The 12,688-nt window shown below is 62.8% G+C and carries 15 protein-coding genes; 13 read left to right on the forward strand and 2 right to left on the reverse strand.

The window, feature by feature from the left end:
• Nucleotides 1-16: 16 nt before the first annotated feature.
• The 5 genes from IP89_RS10080 (at nucleotide 17) to IP89_RS10100 (ending at nucleotide 3,137) form a co-directional block, all read left to right on the forward strand.
• Complete coding sequence (locus tag IP89_RS10080) at nucleotides 17-718, forward strand: FMN-dependent NADH-azoreductase (RefSeq protein WP_043309349.1); 702 nt, start codon at nucleotides 17-19, stop codon at nucleotides 716-718.
• A 159-nt stretch (nucleotides 719-877) separates the two neighbouring features.
• Nucleotides 878-1,192: a hypothetical protein gene (locus IP89_RS10085; protein WP_043309350.1), complete on the forward strand. Its 315-nt coding sequence runs from the start codon at nucleotides 878-880 to the stop codon at nucleotides 1,190-1,192.
• 43 nt (nucleotides 1,193-1,235) lie between these two features.
• On the forward strand, nucleotides 1,236-1,763 hold the full coding sequence (locus IP89_RS10090; RefSeq protein WP_043309352.1) for a hypothetical protein: 528 nt from the start codon (nucleotides 1,236-1,238) through the stop codon (nucleotides 1,761-1,763).
• 165 nt (nucleotides 1,764-1,928) lie between these two features.
• Entirely contained in the window at nucleotides 1,929-2,540 is a 612-nt protein-coding gene (locus tag IP89_RS10095) for a hypothetical protein (RefSeq protein WP_043309354.1), read from the forward strand.
• A 9-nt stretch (nucleotides 2,541-2,549) separates the two neighbouring features.
• Nucleotides 2,550-3,137, forward strand: a complete 588-nt coding sequence (locus IP89_RS10100; RefSeq protein WP_043309356.1) for a hypothetical protein — start codon at nucleotides 2,550-2,552, stop codon at nucleotides 3,135-3,137.
• Between the two features lie 116 nt (nucleotides 3,138-3,253).
• On the opposite strand, the gene IP89_RS10105 is transcribed toward IP89_RS10100, so the two are convergent.
• On the reverse strand, nucleotides 3,254-5,458 hold the full coding sequence (locus IP89_RS10105) for an OsmC domain/YcaO domain-containing protein (protein ID WP_043309358.1): 2,205 nt from the start codon (nucleotides 5,456-5,458) through the stop codon (nucleotides 3,254-3,256).
• 134 nt (nucleotides 5,459-5,592) lie between these two features.
• Here IP89_RS10105 and IP89_RS10110 point away from each other — a divergent pair, with 134 nt between their 5' ends.
• The 3 genes from IP89_RS10110 to IP89_RS10120 all read left to right on the forward strand — a co-directional run bounded on the left by IP89_RS10110 (nucleotide 5,593) and on the right by IP89_RS10120 (nucleotide 7,827).
• Nucleotides 5,593-6,276, forward strand: a complete 684-nt coding sequence (locus IP89_RS10110) for a GNAT family N-acetyltransferase (protein ID WP_043309360.1) — start codon at nucleotides 5,593-5,595, stop codon at nucleotides 6,274-6,276.
• Between the two features lie 106 nt (nucleotides 6,277-6,382).
• Nucleotides 6,383-7,258, forward strand: a complete 876-nt coding sequence (locus IP89_RS10115; RefSeq protein WP_043309361.1) for a class I SAM-dependent methyltransferase — start codon at nucleotides 6,383-6,385, stop codon at nucleotides 7,256-7,258.
• A gap of 128 nt (nucleotides 7,259-7,386) precedes the next feature.
• Nucleotides 7,387-7,827, forward strand: coding sequence for a DUF2846 domain-containing protein (locus IP89_RS10120; protein ID WP_043309362.1), 441 nt, complete (start codon nucleotides 7,387-7,389; stop codon nucleotides 7,825-7,827).
• Nucleotides 7,828-7,963: 136 nt separating this feature from the next.
• On the opposite strand, the gene IP89_RS10125 is transcribed toward IP89_RS10120, so the two are convergent.
• Nucleotides 7,964-8,305, reverse strand: coding sequence for a hypothetical protein (locus IP89_RS10125; protein ID WP_043309363.1), 342 nt, complete (start codon nucleotides 8,303-8,305; stop codon nucleotides 7,964-7,966).
• A 160-nt stretch (nucleotides 8,306-8,465) separates the two neighbouring features.
• Between IP89_RS10125 and IP89_RS10130 the strand changes: the two genes are divergently transcribed.
• From IP89_RS10130 to IP89_RS10150, 5 genes are all read left to right on the forward strand, one after another.
• Nucleotides 8,466-8,900 carry a hypothetical protein gene (locus IP89_RS10130; protein ID WP_043309364.1) on the forward strand — a complete coding sequence of 145 codons (435 nt, stop codon included), beginning with the start codon at nucleotides 8,466-8,468 and terminating at the stop codon, nucleotides 8,898-8,900.
• An 87-nt stretch (nucleotides 8,901-8,987) separates the two neighbouring features.
• Nucleotides 8,988-9,341 carry a hypothetical protein gene (locus IP89_RS10135; RefSeq protein WP_043309365.1) on the forward strand — a complete coding sequence of 118 codons (354 nt, stop codon included), beginning with the start codon at nucleotides 8,988-8,990 and terminating at the stop codon, nucleotides 9,339-9,341.
• A gap of 129 nt (nucleotides 9,342-9,470) precedes the next feature.
• Nucleotides 9,471-10,094, forward strand: a complete 624-nt coding sequence (locus IP89_RS10140) for a hypothetical protein (protein ID WP_043309367.1) — start codon at nucleotides 9,471-9,473, stop codon at nucleotides 10,092-10,094.
• A 108-nt stretch (nucleotides 10,095-10,202) separates the two neighbouring features.
• A complete protein-coding gene (locus IP89_RS10145; RefSeq protein ID WP_043309369.1) occupies nucleotides 10,203-12,218 on the forward strand; it encodes a U32 family peptidase in 2,016 nt (671 codons plus the stop codon).
• A gap of 46 nt (nucleotides 12,219-12,264) precedes the next feature.
• Nucleotides 12,265-12,684: a helix-turn-helix domain-containing protein gene (locus IP89_RS10150; RefSeq protein ID WP_043309370.1), complete on the forward strand. Its 420-nt coding sequence runs from the start codon at nucleotides 12,265-12,267 to the stop codon at nucleotides 12,682-12,684.
• Nucleotides 12,685-12,688: the final 4 nt, after the last annotated feature.

A 12,688-nucleotide genomic window follows, 5' to 3' on the forward strand; every position in this document is an offset into this window, starting at 1 on the left:
AATCAGGAGACTCGACATGCCGCACATACTGCACCTGGATGCCAGCGCCCGCCCCGGCCTCGCCGGCAAGGACCTGCACGGCTCGCACAGCCGCAACCTGAGCCAGCGCTTCGTCAGCCAGTGGCTGACCCGCCGCGCGCAGGACAGCCTCACCTACCGCGACATCGGCCAGAACCCGCCGACCATCATCGACCACGACTGGATCGCTGCCGCCTTCACTGCGGACGAACAACGTGAGCCGTGGATGAACGACACGCTGAAGGAGAGCGAGCTGCTGATCGACGAGCTGCTGGCGGCGGACGTGCTGGTGATCGGCACACCGCTGTACAACTTCAGCATGCCGGCCGCGCTCAAGGCGTGGATCGACCAGATCGTGCGCACCGACCGCACCGTGGCGTCCGACGCCAGCAACCCGCTCGCCCCCTATATCCCGCTGCTGGCCGACCGGCCTCGGCATGCGGTGATCCTCACCGCCCGTGGCGGCGTCGGCTTCGACGCGGGCGGGCAGATGGCGCACATGAACCATCTGGAAGCCAGCCTGATCACCGCCCTCGGCTTCATCGGCATCACCCAGGTGCACCAGATCGCCATCGAGGGCCAGGAAGCCGGCGGCGAACTGCTGGCCGCGTCGGTAGCCCAGGCCATGGACCAGGTCGACGCGCTGGTGGCGCAGCTGCAGCAATCGCTGCAGGAAGAACGCGTTGCAGAGCCGGCCTGAATGGCCGGCTCAAGGTCAGTGAGCAGCCTTAGCGGCTGCTTCGGCCTCGCCGAAGTGAGCCCGGCGCCAGGGGCAGGTCAGCGTTTTTGCGCGATAGGTCACCCGAGCTGATCCGCAGATGCCCTACCCTGGCTCTAAGCCACTGCGAAGCAATCGACGATGAGCGACGCCAGCAACCTGATCCTCTTCCTCCTCACCCAGCTCGCGCTGCCGTTCGGCCTGGGCTACCTGTATTGCCGGCGCCAGGGTATTCCCACCAATTCCTGGCGCGCCGGTGGCATCTACCTCATCGCCCTGTCAGCCGCGATGCTGCTCTTTACCGGCCTGGTCGGCCTGCCGACTCATGTGAAGAACGTCGGCTTCGTGAGCAACCGCCCCATGGGCCTGACCTGCGGTGCCATCGGCATAGCCGCGGGCATGGTGATGGGACTTCTCGCGAAGCGTTTCGAGGGCGCGGCGAGCAAACCGCGCTGACGTCGCTCAGCTCCCGAAACCCTTGGCGCAAGGAACAAGGCACATGGAAGTCCGCTTACTGCCTCTGCTGGAGTTCGGCAACGTCCACTTCTACCGGATCGTCACGCTGTTCTTTCTGCTGCTCATAGGCGGCATCACGCTGAAGGGAGTGGCCGACAGCGAATTCGCCCTCCTCTCGTTCCTGCCCCTCGTCATGCTGGCCATGGCGCTCCGCTTCGGCCTGGAATGGCTCAGGGTCAGCAGATGCCGACCGGCCTTCATCCATGACGACGAGCTGGTACTGTGCGGCGCCGACAGCAACCTCAGGGTTGAGCTGACGAAAATCAGCTCGGTCCGCTCCAGCCATAGCCTGTTCATGGTGCGGCGCTATCGCTCCTGGTCGGACCACCTGGCGTTCGTGCAGCTCACCCTGAATGACGGCACGCGCCTCCACACCCTTGCCGAGAGCGCCACCTTCGAATTCCCACCTGCCAAGAGCACCGTGCGAGCATTGGAGGCGGAAATTCTCGCGGCCAAGATGCGGGATATTGCCAAGCGGCAGCCCAGCGCCGAGGGCGGCCAACAGCTCTGACTGCACCATCTGCCTGACGCTCGCTAGCGAAAGCTTTCCTCCCAGGCCGCGACACTCAAGTCGCCACCCACCATCACAAAACGCAACTTCCCTTAGCGTCCGCAATCGCTAGAATGGCGCCCGCCCAAACCAGTGGCATATCGCCTCCATGATCAAGGACGCTCAATGAAAACTCTGCATTACCTGGCAGCAGCCCTGCTCGGCCTGAGTCTTACCGGCTGTGTCTCCTTCACCCCTGCCGGCCCCATCAGTGAACCCGCCCAGAAAGCCAGCGCTGCCCGCCAACAGGCCGTCATGATCGATGACGTACTGGTCTCGGATAGCAGCCTCGACGCCGAAGTCCGCAAGAACCTGAGCAGCCAGTTCACCAGCCAACTGAACCAACGCATCGAGCACGGCGAGTATTTCCGGGAAGTAATCAGCTTTCCGGCCTCGCTCGGCGAGCAGGATGTCCTGCTCAAGCTGGAGCTCAGCTCGCTGAAGGGCAAACGCACACCGCATCCAGGCTATTTCCCGGGAGCTCTCCTCACTCTGACCGGTTGGATCTGGTTCAACGGTCCGATCTATGTCGACAAGTACGATCTGAAAGGCGCGTTGGCCTTCGAGGACAAGCAGGGCAAAACGCTCGCCAGCAGCCAGAAAACACTGCACCTCGACCAGAACACCGGGCTGTGGGATGACGACTATTTCAATCTCGCCCTCGGCTCCACCCAGCTCAACCAGCTAGTAGAAGAACTACTGCAGGACAGCCTTCAGCAACTGGCCAATAAGCCCTAAGGACACACATTGAACCGGATTTTCTCCCTGCTGCTGGTCACCCTGCTGCTCCAGCTCACAGGCTGCGCCACTTACTCTCACGACGACCTGAGCCCAGTCACGCAATGGCCGCCAGCGGCCGCCAGCGGCGCAAAGCCCAGCCTCTACCTCAAGGTGGAAGGCCAGTACCTGTTCAACGGCAATGCCACCGGTGCGGGCTTCAATCAGGCAAAACTGGCGGAGCTGGTACTCAAGGAATACCAAGGCAGCGAACAGTTCGAGCGCGCCACCCTCGCCCAGCAAACCTCCGATATCTACGCGTCCGTGCAAGTTACCAACCACGAGCGTGGCAGCATGGCCAGTGCCTTCATCACCGGCTTCACCCTGTTCATCATTCCAGGCAAATACAGCAATACGCTGACCATGGAGACTGTATTCAAGGATGGCCAGGGCACTGTTCTGGGCCGTGTCGAGAAACACGAAACCATGACTACCTGGATGCAGCTGCTGCTGATCTTCGCTCTGCCCTTCAACGAGTCGGCAGACAATGTGCTGACACAGCTGACTCAGAGCAGCCTGGAGGACGCTGTAAAGCAGGGGCTACTCACAGGCAAATAAGCCTGAGCAACTCAGCTGACTGTTAGAAGGCCGCGCGCTCGCGGCTACCTAGGTGGGACCTACGCGGTTTCACCCAGGCCTGAGGCGCTCACGGCGACTGACGCCACCCGCCCTGCTTAGCTGGAGAGCCCCGCCGCCTTGGCCCGCGCGGCATGCAGCTTCTTGTAGCTCTCGACCAGGCGCAGATGCTTGTCGAGGCCTTCCAGCTGCATGCTGGTCGGGGTCAGGCCGTAGAAACGCACACTGCCGTCCACCGAGCCCAGCGCCGCGTCCAGCCGCTCGTTGCCGAACATACGGCGGAAGTTGGCCTCGTAATCGGCCATCTCCAGATCGTCGTCCAGCTGCACCTCCAGCACCACGTTGAGCGCCTGGTAGAACAGGCCGCGCTCGACGGTGTTGTCGTTGTACTGCAGGAAGGCCTCGACCAGCCCCTTGGCCTGCTCGAACTTCTTCAGCGCCACGTAGATCAGCAGCTTCAGTTCGAGAATGGTCAGCTGGCCCCACACGGTGTTGTCGTCGAACTCGATGCCGATCAGCGTGGTGATGTCGGTGTAATCGTCGACTTCGCAGTTCTCCAGGCTCTTGAGCAGGCTCTTGAGGCGCAGGTCGCTCAGGCTGTGCAGGTTGAGGATGTCGGAGCGGAAGATCAGCGCCTTGTTGGTGTTGTCCCAGATCAGGTCTTCCACCGGGTAGATTTCCGAGTAGCCCGGCACCAGGATGCGGCAGGCGTTGGCACCGAGGTCGTCGTACACGGCCATGTACACCTCCTTGCCCAGGTCCTCGAGGATGCCGAACAGGGTCGCGGCTTCCTGGGCATTCGAGTCTTCGCCCTCACCGGAGAAGTCCCACTCTACAAACTCGTAGTCGGCCTTGGCGCTGAAGAAGCGCCAGGACACCACGCCGCTGGAGTCGATGAAGTGCTCGACGAAGTTGTTCGGCTCGGTCAGCGCCTGGCTCTCGAAGGTCGGCTGCGGCAGGTCGTTGAGGCCCTCGAAGCTGCGGCCCTGGAGCAGCTCGGTGAGGCTGCGTTCCAGCGCCACCTCGAAGCTCGGGTGCGCGCCGAACGAGGCGAACACGCCGCCGGTGCGCGGGTTCATCAGGGTCACGCACATCACCGGGAATTCGCCGCCCAGCGAGGCGTCCTTGACCAGCACCGGGAAGCCCTGCTCCTCCAGGCCCTTGATGCCAGCAACGATGCCGGGGTACTTGGCCAGCACCTCCTGCGGCACGTCCGGCAGGGCCAGTTCCTCTTCGAGGATTTCGCGCTTGACCGCACGCTCGAAGATTTCCGACAGGCACTGCACCTGCGCTTCGGCCAGGGTGTTGCCGGCGCTCATGCCGTTGGAGAGATACAGGTTCTCGATCAGGTTGGACGGGAAGTACACCACCTCGCCGTCCGACTGGCGCACAAAGGGTAGTGAGCAGATGCCGCGCGCCTTGTTGCCGGAGTTGGTGTCGTACAGGTGCGAGCCGCGCAGCTCGCCGTCCGGGTTGTAGATCTCCAGGCAGTACTCGTCGAGGATCTCTTCCGGCAGTGCGTCCTTCGGGCCGGGCTTGAACCACTGCTCGTTGGGGTAATGGACGAAATCGGCATTGGCGATTTCCTCGCCCCAGAACTGGTCGTTGTAGAAGAAGTTGCAGTTCAGCCGCTCGATGAACTCGCCCAGGGCCGAGGCCAGCGCGCTCTCCTTGGTCGCGCCCTTGCCGTTGGTGAAGCACAGCGGCGACTGGGCGTCACGGATATGCAGCGACCAGACGTTGGGCACGATGTTGCGCCAGGAGGCGATCTCGATCTTCATGCCCAGGCCGGCGAGGATGGCCGACATGTTGGCGATGGTCTGCTCCAGCGGCAGGTCCTTGCCGAGGATGCGCGTACCCTCGCCCTCGGTCAGCGCCGGGATCAGCAGGGCCTGGGCGTCGGCGTCGAGGTTTTCCACCTCTTCGATGATGAAATCGGGGCCGGTCTGCACCACTTTCTTTACGGTGCAGCGGTCGATGGAACGCAGGATGCCGACGCGGTCCTTCTCGGAGATGTCCGCCGGCAGCTCGACCTGGATCTTGAAGATCTGCTTGTAGCGGTCTTCCGGGTCGACGATGTTGTTCTGCGACAGGCGGATATTTTCCGTGGGGATGTTGCGCGTCTGGCAGTACAGCTTGACGAAGTAGGCCGCGCACAACGCCGAGGACGCCAGGAAGTAGTCGAACGGCCCCGGCGCCGAGCCATCGCCCTTGTAGCGAATGGGCTGGTCGGCGATCACCGTGAAGTCATCGAACTTGGCTTCGAGACGGAGGTTGTCGAGAAAGTTGACCTTGATTTCCATGGGGTTACCAGACGCAGGCAAGACGAAATGGCCGCCATTATCCGGCTTTTGCGTGGGAAGTCTTGCCCCGGCGACGGCCTGCCGCGCCAAGGGCGCTACAATGCCGGGCCAACCCGCCGCAAAGCCGCCTGCCGATGTTCACCCTCAGCCACCTCAACACCCCGCCGCCTGAGTCCCTGAAAAGCCAGGTGCTGCAGATGGTGGTGGACTACTTCAGCGACCTCAGCCCGGCGCCGCTCACCCCAAGCAACCCGCTGTACCAGCTGTACCAGTATGTGATCGGCTTCGAGGTGCACCTGTACCTGCAGGCCATGGGCAGCGAGCCGGACAGCAGCGCGCGGCTGATCCTGGCGCTGGACGATGAAGACCCGTCCCAGGTGCTGGGCTTCGCCCTGTACCTGCCGAGCAAGGACGATCCCGAGGCCTGCACCCTGCTCTACACCGCCGTGCAGGCCAGCCACCGCCGCCAGGGCATCGCCCGCGCCATGCTGCAGCAGATGCAGCTACTCCACCCGCACGCCGCACTGGCCTGCGTCGCCAGCCGCGTGCCGACCTTCGCCGCCCTGGGCTTTCGCGTACTCGGCGCACGCGGCCCGCAGGTGCTGATGAACAGCCGCGACCACGCCTCGGACGGCCTGGTCGCCGTGCAGGACCTGACGCCGATCTTCCACTCCAAGGAGGTCGGGCAGATCCACACCTACCTGGTCAAACAACACGGCCAGAAGGCCATGCGCGATGCCGAGAAGCAGCGTGATCGTCTGCTCGATCAGTTGGCCTATCAGGCTGAAATCGTCGTGCGTGAGCGGCGGCTGCACTGAAGCCAACCCAGCCGCCCAGCGTGCTGACCCCGCCGACGGACGCCCGGAAGAACTGATTATTTTCTGAGCTACGCTTTCCCTCCTGATCGACCCCGAGGGAACGGCTATGAAAGAGTTCTTGGACTACCTGCAGTCGCTGGTCGCCGATGGCGGACCAGAGCCACATCAGTACGACGATCTGAATGACTGGTTTCATCGGGCAAGCAGCAGTGTAAGCAGCCTGACCAAGGCCGAGCTGACGCAGCTGTGGGACTCCTTCGGCCGGGTCTTTTCCATGGAAACCCTGCAGGGCTTCTCGGCTCGCAAGCCCTACGGCTATGCAGGCGACTTCGACATCATCGAGCGCATCTATATCCGGCACGCGTCCCCGGATCCGGAGCTGTATCGGTGGGACCAGTTCTTCCACTGGCAGGTGGCATGCAAGGCCGTGTGCAACCGCAAGACTTACTTCAAGGACGCCATGCAGCACCTGCAGTCAGTCAATCCGGATGCCCGAGTGCTGGATGTGGCCTGCGGCTCCTGTCGAGATATCTACGAATTCCTTCAAGCAAACCCACAGAGCCGCCTTTCGTTCGACTGCATCGACCTCGATGAAAAAGCCATCGCCTTCGCCCGCAAGCTAGTCACTGCTCAACAGGTCAATCTCTGGCAAGGCAATGCCTTTCACTACACCTTCCGCGCCAAACACTATGACATCGTCTGGTCCGCTGGACTATTCGACTATCTCGAAGACCGTCACTTCCGCGTTCTTCTGAAAAGACTGGCGCGCGCCGTGAAACCGGGCGGCGAGCTGATAATCGGCAACTTTACGGAACCGAACCAATCGCGCGCCTATATGGAATTCGGCGGCTGGATACTCATCCATCGAACCGCCAGCCAACTAATTGAGCTCGCCGCGCAGGCCGGCATGGCCCACAACGAGATCACCATTCGCCAGGAGCCCATCGGCCTCAATCTGTTCATGCATGTTCGCCTGCCCTGAGACAGCTCCCAGCAACGGACTAACGGCGGCAAGCGTCGCTTGCATTCCGGGCACCCGCCGGTAAGGTGTCGCACGCTGGCACATTGATAGCGTGCCAGGTCTTACCAACACTCAGGAACGAGTAATTCATGTCTAAGAAAATGATGGGTGCAGCGGCGCTCGGTATAGCACTGCTGTCGGGTTGTGCATCCGTACCGATGGAATCCTCCGAGAAGGATCAGGCGCTCAAGGCCTTCCCAACCCCGCCGCAGGACCAGGCTGGTCTGTATATCTTCCGCGACTCCTCACTCGGCCCGGCGCTGAAGAAGACCGTCACCGTCGATGGTGAGGTCATTGGCGAAACCGCGATCAACACCTACTTCTACCGCACCGTCACTCCGGGCCAACACGTACTGGCAACCGAGTCGGAGTTCAGCGACAACACCCTCACACTCAATGCCGAAGCCGGCAAAAACCACTACGTGCGCCAGTACATCAAGCTCGGCGTGTTCGTCGGTGGCGCCAACCTTGAGCAGGTTTCCGAAACCGAAGGCCGCAAGGCCGTGCTGGAAACCGAGCTGGCGCGCTAAGCGAGCCATACCAGAGGTGGGCGCCAGCCCACCTCTCCCACAGTCGCCCAATCAGCACCACGGGTGACGCAGCAGGCCGGTGCTTACCTGCACAATCGCGCATCCCTGCGCGCTATAGGCGAAACGCAGCCTGCCCCTAGCTCAGTTGATCGATCAGCACCGCATTGGTGTACACCAGGCTACCGTCGCTGGCGCGGTGGCCAACTAGGTGGAACTGGCCACGCCCTTCCTGGGCGCTCAGATAAACGCGGAAGCGGCAATCGCTCAGCGGGCCACAGTCATCCGGCGGCACCAACTGCAGGTCGGCGAGATCGGCGTCGATCATCATCTCCTGCTCGTGGCGCGCCTGCAGGCTCGCCTCGGCCTCCTCCAGGCGCAGGTGGTTGTCGCCACCAATGTAGAAATGGAATCCACCCAGCGGTGTGGAGCGCTGGGCGTTATCGGGCTTGCACCAGCCCTCGATGGTCAGGGAACTCATGACTCACCTCCTCGCGCAGGCGCGCGGCTACGGAGCTGCGACTGCACGTGGCGGCCGCCGTCACTTAGTAGAATCCACGAGCGCCCCGATCGTTCCGCTTAGATTTGTCAGGCTCACCGCCAGCTAGACTCCTCGGCAATCGCCGACAGGAACCCCGCACATGCGCACACTGATTCTCTCTGCCCTGCTGCTCACCCTCGCAGGCTGCGCCGGCAGCAGCCGTGACGAGCATGTACAGATGCGCCTGCAGGCCAGCCCGCGCAACGCCGGGCAGATCGCCCAGGCGACCCTGGTGCCGCGCGAGGCGCAGACCGACGTGACCGCCTTCGTCAGCGGCGTACCCATGGGAATGACCCTACCGGTGCGCCTATATGCGTTCATTTACTCCGGTCACTGCGGCCAGTTGGACGCCAAGCCCGCCTATGAGTTGAACAACACGGTGCGCACCTCGCACAAGGGCCCGCTCGACGGCTGGCACCTGTCGCGCAGCGCCAAGGTGCCACTGAGTACCCTGCAGGCCACGCCGCACGCTCTGGTACTACGCGCTCCCTCCTCCGATGGCGGCCAGGATCTGTTCTGCGGCGACATTCCCTGATTGCCCAGGTTTGCGAGCTCCGCCCGCAGCGAACGGGCGGGCCGAGGTAAGCTGCCTGCAGTTCCCCATCCGAAGAAAGGACTCCTCATGACCCGACGTCTTGCCACGCTGGCTATCAGCCTCAGCCTGGCCACCCTCAGCCACGCCGCCGCAGCGGACGAAACCCAGGCGCACTACCGCGGGGCGATCTCCTGCATCGACCGGCTGTTCTGGGATCACGGCTACGACGAGGGCGACAGCCAGCGGCTGAAGATGATCAACGAGTTCCTCGCCCACTATCGGCTCCCTGCCTATGACGAAGTCGTCTACAGCCACGGCAAGGCCATCGAAGGCGACGCCGCCATGCAGGCCTACATGGCCGGCTATGACCTGTGCTCGCAAGACACCGAGTATGTGATCGCCCTGGGCAAGCGCTACGGCCTGGAACTGCCCGAAGAGTGACAGGCGCTCTGCACCTCTATACCCAACTACGCTGAGTTCACGCCCCGCAGTAAAGGTCTTCTTTACGAGTTGTCTGGGGCGTCGAATTTCATCGAAAATCCAGGCCACCCCCATCGACAAGGACGTCCGATGCCATCGCGCCAACAGCTTGTAAAGATCGCCCTGGTCCTGCTTTTCAAGCTCGTCATTCTCTGGTTGGCTTTTCCTTACCTGATGATTTCACACGTGCTGTTCCTAGGCTCTACGCCTAGCATATTGGTATTCGAGTGGCAGCCGTTTCTCTACGCAAGTGCAGTCCTCATCGCCTGCTGCAGCGTGATTACATGGTGGAAGCATGACTGGGAGGCTGCCGCTCTCGGCACTCTGACGGCAGCTACCGCCGGAGTAATGTTTATGCATCAGCCAATGATCTTTGGTAGAGGTATCGAATGGTGGTTAGCCGCACTATCACTACCTGCCGCGATCAACTTCCTTCACCGCAACCGGCTCACTGAGTCGCTGCTAATACTCTCAGTCCTATATGTCCTCGCCTGCCTGTTCATCTTCCTGCTATATCCCCCCATATTTCTGCTCTGGGTTGACATCAAAACTGACTACTCGCTGAGCATCACTACCCTATGGAATGTATTCACCGGCAATCTGGTGCTACTTCTTGTCGTAATCCCAACCGGCCTCCTCTACTGGCTCGGCAAACACGGCTACGCCCCCTGGTTGAACAGGCTACAGACACTGCTCAAGCGCCGTTCGGCCTAGGCTCGCCCCACCTATCGCTCGACCGCTAGGCACCTCAGGGTGCCACCCTCCCCAGCCCCCGCTACAATGCGCGCCTTACCGTGCACCGCCTGATAAAGAAGAAACACCATGTCCCTGCCCAAGAACCATCTGGAACTGCTCAGCCCTGCCCGTGATGTAGCCATCGCGCGGGAGGCCATCCTGCATGGAGCCGATGCCATCTATATCGGCGGGCCGAGCTTCGGTGCGCGGCACAACGCCTGCAACGAGGTGAGCGATATCGCCGAGCTGGTGAAGTTCGCCCACCGCTACCACGCGCGGGTGTTCACCACCCTCAACACCATCTTCCACGACGACGAGCTGGAGCAGGTCCGCACGCTGATCCACCAGCTTTACGACGCCGGCGTCGATGCGCTGATCGTGCAGGACATGGGGGTGATGGAGCTGGATATTCCGCCCATCGAGCTGCATGCCAGTACCCAGACCGATATCCGCACCCTGGACCGGGCCAAGTTCCTCGACCAGGCCGGTTTCTCCCAGCTGGTACTGGCGCGCGAGCTGAACCTGCAGGAAATCCGCAGCATCGCCGATGCCACCGACGCCTCCATCGAGTTCTTCATCCACGGCGCGCTGTGCGTGGCCTTCTCCGGCCAGTGCAACATCTCCCACGCGCAGACCGGGCGCAGCGCCAACCGTGGCGACTGCTCGCAGGCCTGCCGCCTACCGTACACCCTGAAGGACGACCAGGGCCGCGTGGTGGCCTTCGAGAAGCACCTGCTGTCGATGAAGGACAACAACCAGAGCGCCAACCTGCGCGCGCTGGTCGAAGCCGGCGTGCGCTCGTTCAAGATCGAGGGGCGCTACAAGGACATGGGCTACGTGAAGAACATCACCGCCCACTACCGCAAGGAACTCGACGCCATCCTCGAAGATCGCCCGGACCTGGCCCGCGCCTCCAGCGGCCGCACCGCGCACTTCTTCCTGCCCGATCCGGACAAGACCTTCCACCGCGGCAGCACCGACTACTTCGTCACCGACCGCAAAGTCGACATCGGCGCGTTCGACTCGCCGACCTTCACCGGCCTGGCCGTGGGCAACGTGGAGAAAGTCAACAAGCGCGACCTGATCGCCGTCACCCATGAGCCGCTGTCCAACGGCGACGGCCTCAACGTGCTGGTCAAGCGCGAGGTGGTGGGCTTCCGCGCCAACATCGCCGAGCTGAAAAACGAGTTCGAGGAAGACGGCGAGAAGCGCTACCGCTACCGCGTCGAACCCAACGAGATGCCCGAGGGCCTGTTCCGCCTGCGCCCCAACCACCCGCTGTCGCGCAACCTGGATCACAACTGGCAGCAGGCGCTACTCAAGACCAGCGCCGAGCGCCGTATCGGCGTGAACTGGAAGGCCGAACTGCGCGAAGAACAGCTCAAGCTGACCGCCACCAGCGAAGAAGGCATCGCCGTGGAGGCCGCCCTGCCCGGCCCGTTCGGCGTGGCCAACAAGCCGGAACAGGCGCTCGATGGCCTGCGCGACCTGCTGACCCAGCTCGGCACCACCGAATACCACGCCCTCGACGTAGCCCTGGATGCCCCGCAGGCCTTCTTCGTGCCCAACTCGCAGCTCAAGGCGCTACGTCGCGAGGCCGTCGAGAAGCTGACCGAAGCGCGCATCGCCGCTCACCCGCGTGGCAGCCGCAAGGCCGAGACCACTCCGCCGCCGGTGTACCCGGAGTCGCACCTGTCGTTCCTCTACAACGTCTACAACCAGAAGGCCCGCGACTTCTACCATCGCCACGGCGTGCAGCTGATCGACGCGGCCTACGAGGCCCACGAGGAAGAAGGCGAAGTGCCGGTGATGATCACCAAGCACTGCCTGCGCTTCTCCTTCAACCTGTGCCCCAAGCAGGCCAAGGGCGTCACCGGCGTGCGCACCAAGGTACAGCCGATGCAGCTGATCCACGGCGACGAAGTGCTGACCCTGAAGTTCGACTGCAAGCCGTGCGAGATGCACATCATCGGCAAGATGAAGGGCCATATCCTCCACCAGCCGCAACCGGGTAGCGCGGCCCACAGCAAGATGGTCGCCAGCATCAGCCCGGAAGACCTGCTGAAGACCATCCGCAACAAGCCGACCGGCTACAGCCACTGACGGCCCAACACCGGCGCCTCACGGAGAACGGATTCGAGGTGATGCGATGAGAGAAATGGATATCGGCCGGGTCGCCCGTGACTCCGGCCTGCCGGCCTCGACCCTGCGCTACTACGAGGAAAAGGGCCTGATCCGCTCCATCGGCCGCAACGGCCTGCGCCGCGTGTTCGACGAGTCGGTGCTACAACGCCTGGCGCTGATCGCCCTGGGCCGTACCGCCGGCTTCTCCCTCGACGCCATCGGCGAGATGCTGGCCGCCGAGGGCGGCCCGGCCATCGACCGCGCACAGCTGGAGCACAAGGCCGACCAGCTGGACCAGACCATCAAGCGCCTCTCCGCCATTCGCGACGGCCTGCGCCACGCCGCGGTGTGCCCCGCCGAGAATCACCTGGCCTGCGCCAAGTTCCAGCGCCTGATGGGGCTCGCCGCCAAACAGGTAGCCAGGGACAAGCCAGAGAAGTTCTGAGCCC

Source organism: Pseudomonas sp. ML96 (assembly GCF_000761545.1).
In the GTDB taxonomy this organism is placed as follows: domain Bacteria; phylum Pseudomonadota; class Gammaproteobacteria; order Pseudomonadales; family Pseudomonadaceae; genus Aquipseudomonas.

Bases quoted from the DNA above. Each gene is read 5' to 3' on its own strand.
- IP89_RS10080 (WP_043309349.1), top strand. From the start codon at position 17: ATGCCGCACATACTGCACCTGGATGCCAGCGCCCGCCCCGGCCTCGCC.
- IP89_RS10085 (WP_043309350.1), top strand. From the start codon at position 878: ATGAGCGACGCCAGCAACCTGATCCTCTTCCTCCTCACCCAGCTCGCG.
- IP89_RS10090 (WP_043309352.1), top strand. From the start codon at position 1,236: ATGGAAGTCCGCTTACTGCCTCTGCTGGAGTTCGGCAACGTCCACTTC.
- IP89_RS10095 (WP_043309354.1), top strand. From the start codon at position 1,929: ATGAAAACTCTGCATTACCTGGCAGCAGCCCTGCTCGGCCTGAGTCTT.
- IP89_RS10105 (WP_043309358.1), bottom strand. From the start codon at position 5,458: ATGGAAATCAAGGTCAACTTTCTCGACAACCTCCGTCTCGAAGCCAAG.
- IP89_RS10110 (WP_043309360.1), top strand. From the start codon at position 5,593: ATGTTCACCCTCAGCCACCTCAACACCCCGCCGCCTGAGTCCCTGAAA.
- IP89_RS10115 (WP_043309361.1), top strand. From the start codon at position 6,383: ATGAAAGAGTTCTTGGACTACCTGCAGTCGCTGGTCGCCGATGGCGGA.
- IP89_RS10120 (WP_043309362.1), top strand. From the start codon at position 7,387: ATGTCTAAGAAAATGATGGGTGCAGCGGCGCTCGGTATAGCACTGCTG.
- IP89_RS10125 (WP_043309363.1), bottom strand. From the start codon at position 8,305: ATGAGTTCCCTGACCATCGAGGGCTGGTGCAAGCCCGATAACGCCCAG.
- IP89_RS10130 (WP_043309364.1), top strand. From the start codon at position 8,466: ATGCGCACACTGATTCTCTCTGCCCTGCTGCTCACCCTCGCAGGCTGC.
- IP89_RS10135 (WP_043309365.1), top strand. From the start codon at position 8,988: ATGACCCGACGTCTTGCCACGCTGGCTATCAGCCTCAGCCTGGCCACC.
- IP89_RS10140 (WP_043309367.1), top strand. From the start codon at position 9,471: ATGCCATCGCGCCAACAGCTTGTAAAGATCGCCCTGGTCCTGCTTTTC.
- IP89_RS10145 (WP_043309369.1), top strand. From the start codon at position 10,203: ATGTCCCTGCCCAAGAACCATCTGGAACTGCTCAGCCCTGCCCGTGAT.
- IP89_RS10150 (WP_043309370.1), top strand. From the start codon at position 12,265: ATGAGAGAAATGGATATCGGCCGGGTCGCCCGTGACTCCGGCCTGCCG.